The 10,669-nt window shown below is 35.9% G+C and carries 11 protein-coding genes; 2 read left to right on the forward strand and 9 right to left on the reverse strand.

Annotated elements, in window-relative coordinates; genetic code table 11:
• The 3 genes from E1171_RS16110 to E1171_RS16120 form a co-directional block, all read right to left on the reverse strand.
• Window positions 1-526 (reverse strand): DNA polymerase III subunit psi (locus E1171_RS16110; protein WP_155207078.1); only part of this gene is annotated, 526 nt, incomplete at its 3' end.
• Between the two features lie 403 nt (window positions 527-929).
• Window positions 930-1,469, reverse strand: a complete 540-nt coding sequence (locus E1171_RS16115) for an acyl-CoA thioesterase (protein WP_155207079.1) — start codon at window positions 1,467-1,469, stop codon at window positions 930-932.
• Window positions 1,470-1,683: 214 nt separating this feature from the next.
• Window positions 1,684-2,334, reverse strand: a complete 651-nt coding sequence (locus tag E1171_RS16120) for a protein-L-isoaspartate(D-aspartate) O-methyltransferase (protein WP_155207080.1) — start codon at window positions 2,332-2,334, stop codon at window positions 1,684-1,686.
• 200 nt (window positions 2,335-2,534) lie between these two features.
• Between E1171_RS16120 and E1171_RS16125 the strand changes: the two genes are divergently transcribed.
• The gene (locus E1171_RS16125) at window positions 2,535-3,125 is read left to right on the forward strand and encodes a riboflavin synthase (protein ID WP_155207081.1); all 591 of its coding nucleotides are present in this window, start codon (window positions 2,535-2,537) and stop codon (window positions 3,123-3,125) included.
• Window positions 3,126-3,175: 50 nt separating this feature from the next.
• Here the strand turns inward: E1171_RS16125 and E1171_RS16130 are convergent, their stop codons facing one another.
• Entirely contained in the window at window positions 3,176-4,009 is an 834-nt protein-coding gene (locus E1171_RS16130) for a DUF4382 domain-containing protein (RefSeq protein ID WP_155207082.1), read from the reverse strand.
• A 363-nt stretch (window positions 4,010-4,372) separates the two neighbouring features.
• Between E1171_RS16130 and E1171_RS16135 the strand changes: the two genes are divergently transcribed.
• The gene (locus E1171_RS16135) at window positions 4,373-5,077 is read left to right on the forward strand and encodes a LytR/AlgR family response regulator transcription factor (RefSeq protein WP_155207083.1); all 705 of its coding nucleotides are present in this window, start codon (window positions 4,373-4,375) and stop codon (window positions 5,075-5,077) included.
• Between the two features lie 71 nt (window positions 5,078-5,148).
• Here the strand turns inward: E1171_RS16135 and E1171_RS16140 are convergent, their stop codons facing one another.
• The 5 genes from E1171_RS16140 to E1171_RS23910 all read right to left on the reverse strand — a co-directional run.
• A complete protein-coding gene (locus tag E1171_RS16140; RefSeq protein ID WP_155207084.1) occupies window positions 5,149-5,742 on the reverse strand; it encodes a phosphatase PAP2 family protein in 594 nt (197 codons plus the stop codon).
• A 256-nt stretch (window positions 5,743-5,998) separates the two neighbouring features.
• A complete protein-coding gene (gene deoD / locus E1171_RS16145) occupies window positions 5,999-6,694 on the reverse strand; it encodes a purine-nucleoside phosphorylase (protein ID WP_155207085.1) in 696 nt (231 codons plus the stop codon).
• 36 nt (window positions 6,695-6,730) lie between these two features.
• On the reverse strand, window positions 6,731-7,882 hold the full coding sequence (locus E1171_RS16150; RefSeq protein WP_155207086.1) for a phosphopentomutase: 1,152 nt from the start codon (window positions 7,880-7,882) through the stop codon (window positions 6,731-6,733).
• A 293-nt stretch (window positions 7,883-8,175) separates the two neighbouring features.
• Window positions 8,176-9,639 carry a vWA domain-containing protein gene (locus E1171_RS16155; protein ID WP_155207087.1) on the reverse strand — a complete coding sequence of 488 codons (1,464 nt, stop codon included), beginning with the start codon at window positions 9,637-9,639 and terminating at the stop codon, window positions 8,176-8,178.
• A gap of 448 nt (window positions 9,640-10,087) precedes the next feature.
• Window positions 10,088-10,669, reverse strand: a 582-nt coding sequence (locus E1171_RS23910) for a Gfo/Idh/MocA family oxidoreductase (RefSeq protein ID WP_187696499.1), incomplete at its 5' end; no start/stop codon positions are given.

Genomic DNA, 10,669 nt, shown 5'->3' on the forward strand with positions numbered 1-10,669 from the left:
ATAATTGGGCTTTTTTATTATTATCCTTTGCAAGGTTTTCCAGTTTATCTACTAGCAGAAATCTTTTTTTCTCTTTTAGGTAAATGTTATAGAAGTTTATCTGTGAATCTGGAAATGCCTGAGATTGCACCCCAAAAGAGAGAAAAATGTTGTATTCAATAGTGTTTAATCCTTCAAGGTCCTTTTCTGAATGGATTTGAACCAAGGCAATATCGGAGTAGGTGAGTTTCACCGATTGGAGGATTTTTGAAAACAGGGATTCCTCTTCCAAAGACATTTTTTCTGAAGCAACCAATATTCTTTTTTTGTTTTCTCCCTTAAAGGAAAGGGTTTCTCTCTTTTTCTCTCTTGAAAAAGATTGATTTAAGCTTCCTTCAGCATTTTCATATTGTTCTTTGAGTATTGCTGATGAGGCTGGACTGCTAGGGAGTTCTTCTTTATTTAAGATTTCTTGATGTGGGTCTTCGTCAAAAACATAAATTGGTTCCTGAATGAATAAAGGTAGAAAACTCTTTTGTAAACTCATAAATATGGCTTTTCCAATGTTGGGATAATATCTAATTTAAGCTTGTTAACCAGGTGTTTTTATTTTCTATATTTGGATCAATCTAACCTTTTTTCATGCTTTTCCCCATTAATCCCTTGCCCAACGGCCTTAAGAAAAGGAATAGTTAAGTGATAGTCCCTAATCCTGAAGTTGCAGATTTCTGGATGACGCAAATTCCTATGTCTCTAATAATCACCTTTCACTATTCATTCTTGGAACATTTTTGAAATTTTTATCGGCTTCAAATGGTTTTTGAAAAGCCTGATTTTTGTTTCTTTTTTCGCCCGTAACCTTCGGCTACGAACTAGAAAAGGACCTCAATCAACCTCTCAAAAATCCATTTTAGCTTCTAAAAAAAATATCTAAACAAGCTCTTAATTATTTATTTTTTAACTTTTTCTTCTTCCAGTTTAAAAATGGCCTTTAACTCATTGGCTTCTTCTGGCTTCATTCTTTTCCCTAAGATAAGCCGTAGTTGTCGTCTTCTTAAAGCCCCGTCATAAAGTTCTTTTTCTTCTGCAGTTTCAGGAACTGCTTCTGGTATGCTAATAGGGCGCCCAGATTGATCCACTGCCACGAAAGTAAAGAATGCCCGATTACTTTCGAATTTTTCTCCGCTATTAAGATTTTCACTGGTTACCACAATATGCACTTCCATGGAAGAGTGGAATGCCCGAGTTACTTTCGCCTCTAGGGTGACCACATTTCCAAGGGCAATGGGTTGAGAAAAAGAAATGTTATCGACGGATGCAGTTACCACTACTCTGTTGGAATGACGTTGGGCGGCAATAGCAGATACAATATCCATCCAGTGCATCAGGCGGCCCCCCATTAGATTATTTAGTGGATTGGTGTCATTGGGTAGCACCAATTCTGTCATGATAACTTTTGATTCTCTTACGGGTTTACTGTTCTTTGGCATATCTTCATTTTTTTCGCAAATATAGGGTTTTCTCCTCACAACTGATTCCCTGAGTTATTTCATTTCAAAATAGGCAAAACTCTGAAGTTTATAAAGTTAAGGGGATTGAGAATATTAATGGGTTGTAGGGCTACTTTTAAAAATAAAAATGGGAATTAAAGGCTAAATTCAAATTTAATTTTTTATCATTTTTCAGAAATAATTTTGTGTACTCTTATTTCCAGCCCGATTTACCTAAAAGGGGAACAAAACAAAAATTATGATGTTCCTCTTTAATTAATTTGGTCTCAGTTTCCTTAATGATCCGAATCATTTTTTGGCTTAAACGATTTCCTACAGGAATGATTAAAACTCCCCCTACTTTCAGTTGGTCGATTAAAGCAGAAGGGACGGTTGGTGCCCCTGCGGTAACAATTATTTTATCATATGGCGCATATTGGGGAACTCCTTCAGATCCGTCCCCACATAGAATTGTGGGGTTATATCCAATCTTGGGGAGAAAATGCAAGGCACGTTCGTATAAAACTTTATTATATTCAATTGTATAAACCTCTGCTCCCATAGCTTCTAAAATACAAGCCTGATAACCCGAACCTGTACCAATTTCCAACACTTTATCTCCTTCCTGTACTTTTAAAAGCTCGGTCATTATGGCCACTGTATAGGGTTGTGAGATGGTTTGGCCTTCACCAATGGGAAATGCTTTATCCTGATAAGCGTGTTCCAAAAAGGCTTTTTCAAAAAAATAGTGTCTCGGAACTGTTAGAAAAGCAGCAAGGACCCTCTCGTCTTTTATTCCCTTGGAACTGATTTCTTTTACCAAGGCATTTCTCATTCCTTTATGCTTGTAGCTGTCTTCCAACATTTTAAAAGTTCTTTTTGATTCTTATTTTCTCACCTAATAAAACGTAAATTTAACAAGATAAATCCTTATAAATGTCGTTTTGACAGTTTTTTGGGAAATTTATTGTAATAATTCAAGGGGGTAACTTACTAAGATCTTTATGCCTCTTTTGTCTTTAATTTTATGGATTTTATCTTTGCGACAAATAAAAGAATAGCCATATGTTTACCGGAATAATTGAAACCACCGGAAGGGTGGTAGGAGTGGTTAAAGAAGAAAGCAATGTTCATTTTGAAATTGAAAGTATAATTGCTCCTGAATTAAAAATTGATCAAAGTGTTGCTCACAATGGGGTTTGTTTAACGGTGACAGCCATTCATGAACAGCGTTATACTGTAACCGCCATAAATGAGACTTTGTTAAAGACTAACCTGGGAGAACTAAAAAAGGGGGATTTAATTAATTTGGAAAGATGCGTGCCCATGAATGGACGATTTGATGGTCATGTGGTTCAAGGACATGTAGATCAGATAGGAAAGGTAGTAAAAGTTGAAGAACAACATGGAAGTTGGCTGTTTACATTTGAATATGATCCATCAACGGGCAATGTGACGGTGGAAAAAGGTTCAATATGCATCAATGGCACAAGCCTTACTTGTTTTAATTCAAAAGATAATGGTTTTTCAGTGGCCATTATTCCTTATACCTTTGAGCATACCAATTTTAAACAATTAAAAGAAGGAGATACGGTAAATTTAGAGTTTGATATTATTGGAAAATACGTGCAAAGGCTTCTGCAAAGAAAAGATTGATAAAAAAAGGTATCTTCTTGGAATGGGTAGATACCTTTTTTTCTGAAAATTTAGGGATGAAGCTCAACTCCTCCAATGTCAGTAACTTCTCCCAATAAAACCTCTACATCCTTAATTGTGATAACTGTTTCGTCTGTAGCACCCTCGGAAGGGATCTCAATTCGGATTTCATAAATACCAGGTTCGGCCCCTCTAATGATAAATTGACCATTTTCATCCGGGTAGGTGCTAATTACCTCTTCTTCCCCTTTTACAGCATAGATGACGGCATTTTCTCCAGCGGGAGATATTATTCCTTTGATACTACCGCTTTCTGCTTCCGTTGAAGTGCGAATTACAGGTTTAAGGGTATATATTCCGGAGTTCCCATTTTTTATAACTGAAAGGGCTGCATCAAAATCTAATAGTAGTTTGTATGTTACCCCTTCGGCTAATTCTTCATGAAGATTTAATTTCAGACCACTTTCTTCTGCACTTGGTATGCTAAGGGGAATAATTTCTCCATCAATTTTTACAGAATTTTCTTCACCAAGAACCAATCTAATCTGGTTTATTTTTCCTGCAGCAATCTCCGAGTCAGTTAAAATTGCCTCATTTCCAGCGGTTAATTCCAATAAATCGTATATACCAGGTTGGACATTCTGTAAGCTCTCCCAACCGTCATCCTCATCTGAGGCTCTATTTATCAAAACGTCTTGAATGTCAATATTTACCTCTTCGTAATCAGCAGGAGAATCAACCAGGCTAACCTGAAATCGGCTAAGTCCTACCTCTGTTTCACTTTCCACATCTTCCTTTTCGTTTTTACAGCTATATAAGGCCAGAATAGAAAAAGAAAATATAGCTAAAAAGGTATATTTAGTTAAGTTATTTAAATTTCTCATCGCAGGTTCAATTAAAAGTTAAAAGTGGACTTTCTTTGGAAAAGATTAAATTCAGCTGAAAAATGGAATACGACTAAATGATTGTTTAGGGTATTAATGAATTTTATTTTAAGCTATTCATTCTTCTTAAAACCCTGTCGTTTTCTTCCACAATGAGACCGGCCTGTTATTAAAAAATATAATAATGTTCGAACAGTTTAGCTTAAACAATTCGTGTGCCAATCTTTTTATGAGAAGGATGGTAAAATTGTATTTTTATTGGATTGATTATTGATAATAATGGTTTTGTAAGGGTGATTTTGTATATTTATAAGGATTTCTTTTTTCCATTCATAATAATTTTCAAAAGCATAGATCTCTCCAATGACTTCCCAAATTAATATTAAATGTTTAATTGTTGATGATGAAGTCGTTTCAAGGCAAACCTTGAAATATTTTGTGGATCAAACTTTATTTTTAAGTTTTCAAAAGGAGGCAGAAAGTGCGATGGATGCCGTAAAGATTTTGAAAAAGGAACCTATAGATTTGATTTTTTTGGATATCAATATGCCTAAGATGTCTGGGTTTGATTTGTTAGAATTTATTTGTGAGCCCATGGATGTTATTATTGTATCTGCTGAGAAAGATCATGCTTTAAGGGCTTTTGATCTTCAAGTGATAGATTATTTGCTTAAACCTTTTCAATACAATAGATTTTTGAAGGCCGTGGATAAGGTTAGAAATAAATGGGAGGAAAGGAGAGTGAATAGCCAGGAAATAAGCAATGTCTTTATAAAGGAAGGAGGAAGGAGAATAAGGATCAACCTTCTAGAAGTACTTTTTGTGGAAGCATGGGCCGATTATGTGATTTTACATACGCATACAAGAAAGCATATTTTACATTTTACCATGAAAGGAATAGAGAAAAGACTTCCAACAGGGTCATTTGTGCGGGTTCACCGTTCTTATATCATTAATATCAATCAAATTGAGTCTGTGGAGGAATCAAAAATAAAAATAAAAGGTAGAGAAATTCCCATTGGAGTCTCTTTCAAAGGGAATTTTTTGTCCAAGCTCCATATGTTTTAGTGCAAAAAATTGAATAATGAAAAGGATGAAAATCCATTTTTCAATTTTCCTTATAAGATAATTCTGAAATATTAACTCTTCGCCATTATCTTTTCATTGTTTTTAATCGAGTTGGTAGGAAGTACTTTTTCATAAATTTTAAAAATCAGATAGCCAAAAAATATGCCAACTAATCCTCCGGTGATGACGTCGCCAGGGTAATGAACCCCCATGTAGATTCGGCTGTAAGAAACAATTATTGCCCAGACAAAAAAGTATTTAGCCCAGGAAAAGCGATTTCGAATAATTAGCCAGAAAAAGGTAGCAAGACCAAAAGTATTGGCTGCATGAGAGGAGGCGAATCCATATTTTCCACCACAACCTTTTACTAAATGAATGAACTCCTGAATATCGGGATTATAACAGGGCCTTAAGCGGGAAAAGAAAGGTTTCATAAATGAAGAGGTGAATTGATCGCAGGCAGTTATAACCAAGGCTATTCCCACTACCATATAGATTGCCTGCCATTTGTATTTCCAAATCAAAAAAATTAATAATAACAAGTAAAATGGAATCCATTCTTTTGTGCCAGTAACCCAAGCCATTAAAGGGTCCAATACGGGGGTGTGTAAGCTGTTGAGCCAAAGAAAAAGTTGTTCATCCAGGCTTTTAAGGTTTTCTAGCATGATCTCGAATTAATAGCATATTGTAAAGTAAACGGGAAATTACTCTTAAAATGGTGTTTATTCAAGAAATCCTGAAGTAAAGTATCTTGTTTTTAATTTTGGGAGGAATTTGGAATGAAAATCGATTGTGGGTTGAATAACCTTTCACTTTTTGGACTTAATTGAAAAGGGCTTGGGAATAAATAATAAAAGGAAAGAGTACAATTTTTTGCACCCTTTCCTTTTATTTTTTTTATTAATCAGCTTGAACCACGAATTAAACTACCTCTAATGCCACCTCAATCATTTTATTAAGGGAGTTTTGTCTTTCTTCCACCGTTAATTTATCCTGACTGATAAAGTGATCACTCACAGTTAAAATGGCAAGAGCACTGACCCCAAATCGTGCGGCAAGTGTATATAAGGCAGTAACTTCCATCTCCACCCCTAATACGTTGTATTTAGCCCACAATTTCCACGCATCGGGTTCTTCATAAAAAGCGTCTACCGTCAAAACGTTTCCTACATGAGCATCTGCACCTATTTTTTCTGCTTGTTGCTTGGCTGCCAAAAGCAAATCAAAATCAGCTACAGGGGCAAAATCACAACCTTGAAAAATATTTTTATTCAAAGAAGAAGTTGTGGAAGTGGCCATTGGCAATACCAAATCATTTAACTTCACCTTTTCCTGATAAGAGCCACAACTACCGATTCTGATCATTTTTTTCACCCCGTACTCGTTAATTAGCTCATGGCCATAAATAGAGAAAGATGGGATTCCCATTCCTGTCCCTTGTACAGAAACTCTTTTTCCTTTGTAATATCCTGTATACCCAAACATCCCTCTTACTTCGGAATAACAGTGGACATCCTCCAAAAAATTGTCAGCCACTAATTTTGCTCGCAAGGGATCTCCAGGTAAAAGTACTTTTTCTGCTATTTCTCCTTCTTTGGCTCCTATATGAATACTCATCTCTTATTTTTCTAGATTAAAAACTGAAAACATTTATTATTTTAAAATTTGTTGTGCAAAGCTTCCCTTTATACTATTTCCTAAAAGGATCTCCTCCACAGTTGCTCCAATATCTTGAAAACTATGTCGAAGTCCAAGGTCGATTGGCTTTACCTTTTTTCCTGCAACTAATATAGGGACATGTTCCCGAGTATGATCAGTTCCTTTAAAAATTGGATCGTTTCCATGGTCTGCTGTGATGATTAATAAATCATCATCCTTTAAAGCGGCCATTAAATCCGGTAATTGTTGATCAAATCTTTCCAAAGCATTTTTATAACCCAAAACATCCCTTCTATGCCCATAGAGAGTATCAAAGTCAACTAGGTTTATAAAGATCAACCCCTTACTTTCTTCTTTGATAAATGCAAGAGTTTCCTTAACTCCCTCATCATTGGAAGCTGTTTTTTTGTATTGGGAAATGGCTTTACCTGCGAAAAGATCATAAATCTTTCCAACAGAAATCACTTCTTGCCCAGCTTCGTGTAATTTACTTAGAATGTTTTCTCCTGGCTCCAAAGAAAAATCGCGGCGGTTTGCAGTTCGGGTATAATCACCTTTCTCTCCCACAAATGGGCGGGCAATTACACGACCCACTTTTAGCATGTCACGAGCAATTTGGCAATACCGGTAAAGCTCCTTAATTGGAACTACCTCCTCGTGAGCAGCAATCTGAAAAACCGAATCCGCAGAAGTATAGACAATCAAATTACCTGAATGAACATGCTCCTCACCCAATTCTTGGATAATAGCAGTACCAGAAGCCACTTTATTACCCAGAGTTTTGCGCTCACATTTGGCTTCAAACTCTGAAATAATTTCTTTCGGAAACCCATTTGGGTAGACTGGAAAGGGCTCATCCAGGATTTGTCCAGCAATTTCCCAGTGTCCTGTGGTGGAATCCTTTCCTTTGGATTGCTCCTTTGCCATTCCAAAAGCACCTTGGGGATTTTCGGTCGGCCTAATCCCCTTTAGAGGGGCAATATTTCCCAAACCTAATCTTTCCATATTCGGAACCTGAAGCCCCACTGCATCGGCAATATGTCCCAAGGTATTTGCCCCCAGGTCATCAAAATCTATTGCATCCTCCGAAAAACCTATTCCCACGCTGTCCAAAACGAGCAGGATGACACGATTTATTTGTTGCATATTTTAATATCTTAAATATTAATTCCTAAAACCAGAATCTGGCAAAGGTATGTAATTCATCCATTTCATGGAAATCTCTTTTTAGGAAAGTGCTCTTTTGATCAAATTTTGTAGTGTAAGTTGATTGCTTAAAGCAGTACCTAATTACCTATTTGGTATTCATTTCTAAAAAAAAGTCAGTAACAAAAAAGTACGCCTTGCGGCGCACTTTGGGGTATTTGATCATTCGGGCTAATAGATCAAACCTTTGGCTTTTAATTATTTTATTCTAATCACTCTTATTTGGGTAATTTTTATTCCGACCAGTTACTTACTAATTCGAGAAATTCTTTTCGATAACCAAAAGGATCAAAACTTGTAGATTCATTTCCTAAGTCTAAAATCATCTGCTTTGAAACGTTTCCCTTATATTCTGATTCTTTCATTAATAGTCCAAATCCTGTTATGGCAGCTGCAAATTTCATGTTTTCGGTGGCATAATTTATTTCCTGAGGTGTCATTTTAATTTCATGACTTAAAAGCCTGCTTTGACTTTCATTTGGTTTTTTATACCGAAAATCAAATTGGGCATATTGCTCACTATTCAAGACATCCAATAAAATCACCTCGTAAAGAGCTGTAATAGTTTGAGAGGAACCTATTTCCCCAGCATCCTTTGCATCATCAGCAAAATCATCCTCATTAAGACTCCTGTTCTCATATCCAATTAATCGGTAGGACTCAACCATATTAGGGTTAAAAGTAATTTGAATCTTTGAATCCTTGGCTACTGTATAAAATTTACCAATCTCATGGTTGAATACTTTTTGAATTTGTGCAGCATTATCAATGTATTCGTAATTTCCATTTCCCTTATTGGCAATCTGCTCCATCATATGGTCATTTAGATTACCATCTCCCACACCAAGGACTGTAAGATATATTCCTGATTCTCTCATTTCCTCAATTAAGGTGATAAGTTCCTCCGTAGAGGAAGGGCCAACATTAAAATCCCCGTCCGATCCCAGAATCACACGATTATTTCCATCAGGGATAAAATTTTCCTTTGCAATTTCATAGGCTGTCGTTATTCCGGCTGCACCTGCAGTTGAACCCCCAGCCCCTAATTTATCTATGGCGTCTTTTATTTTACCTTTTTGATCCCCGTGAGTGGACTTCAATAGGACACCGGCTTCTCCTGCATAGGTTACAATGGCAATCTTATCTTGATCTCTTAAATTGTCGACCATCGTTTTGAACCCTGATTTTAGAATTTCCAGTTTATCCGGTGAATCCATTGAGCCAGAAACATCAATGAGAAAAACATAATTAGAATTAGGTAGGTCATTTTCGGGAATGGTAATACCTTTCATCCCTACTCTCATTAAATAATGATCTTCATTCCAGGGACAAGTTGATACCTCAGATTCCAGAGAAACATTTTCACCATCAGTGGGCTCCTTATAATCAAAAGTGAAATAATTAATATATTCTTCAACTCTTACCGATGCTGAAGGGGGAGTTTGTCCTAAATATAAAAATCTTCTCATATTGGCATAAGACCCTCCATCAGCGTCAACAGAAAAAGTTGAAATAGCCTGATCGGATACCTTTATAAAAGGGTTCTCCTCATAATCTTTGTATTTCTCATTACTTACATTATCATCGGGAAAAGGTTCAACTGATGATTCTGGGTCTGAATAATCCTTGTGCATTTCACAGCCAAAAAAAATAAATAGCAACAAAACACTGATCCGGGAAAGTAAGTGTGATTTCATGATATAAATGTTATGGGTTTACAAGTTTTTTTAATGCGTAAGAATTCATTGTAGCATTACCGGTAAATATTTTGGGTGCACTCGTAAGTATATTTATCAGACAAGATAAAACCCTAATCCCTGAGTGGAATTTTTAAATAAAATCTAACCTACAATTAATAAAGAAAATGGTTAAAGAATAACAGGTCTATATTAAATCCCATTTCAGTTGGCAGCATTTAGGAAAGGAGGTGGGAGCATGGGAAACTACTCGTAAAAACGAAAAGGGTTTTATCCAATTAATGAGTTTTGAATAAATAGTTTATGTTTTCTCAATTTTATAAGGGCTAACGGTTGAGGTACTTAAAAAGGAGCAAATATTAATTCTATCTCTTTCTAATGTAAATAAGAATCTAGAACCCTTTAAGTCACTAGGGTCTCGGTTTAAACTCAATGCCGGGGGAGAGAGTCATCCTAAGGTTTGATAAGCCTTCTCAATTATTTTTTGATTGTTTAACGCATCCTTTAAGGTCGGGAATTCCCTTTTGAAACCATTGAGATGATCTATGATGCTTTTTCCTAAATAATAAGTGCCAATGGTAAACAGATTATTGTCAGAGCCTGTGAAAATTGATTTTGTTTCATTTGATACTGGGATTTCACTGAAATCATTTCCCTGCTTATTTTTTAAAAACAATTTATTTTGGGAATCAATCTTTATAGAACCTTTATTGCCTTCTATCAAAAAAATCATTTCGTTTTTTCCTTTACTCATCTGGCTGACTACAATTTTACCAGTAAGGTTGTCATTAAATTCCAAGTTTAGATGAGCCAAATCATCGGCTGTTACTGCTTTTAAGAGACTTTCCCTGGTCCTCCTAGCATTTTTTGCAATTCTGAAATTGGATTTTCGAATTTGCTTTATAGGTCCAAATAACCATTGAGAAATATCTATAAAATGTCCTCCTACTAAATTAAGATGACCACCTCCAAGCTTTAGGTCGTTTGACCAATTCCATTCTTGGTCAGGGGATAAAGCAAAGTCATTTTC

It is taken from the genome of Xanthovirga aplysinae (assembly GCF_009711365.1).
Taxonomy (GTDB): Bacteria; Bacteroidota; Bacteroidia; order Cytophagales; family Cyclobacteriaceae; genus Xanthovirga; species Xanthovirga aplysinae.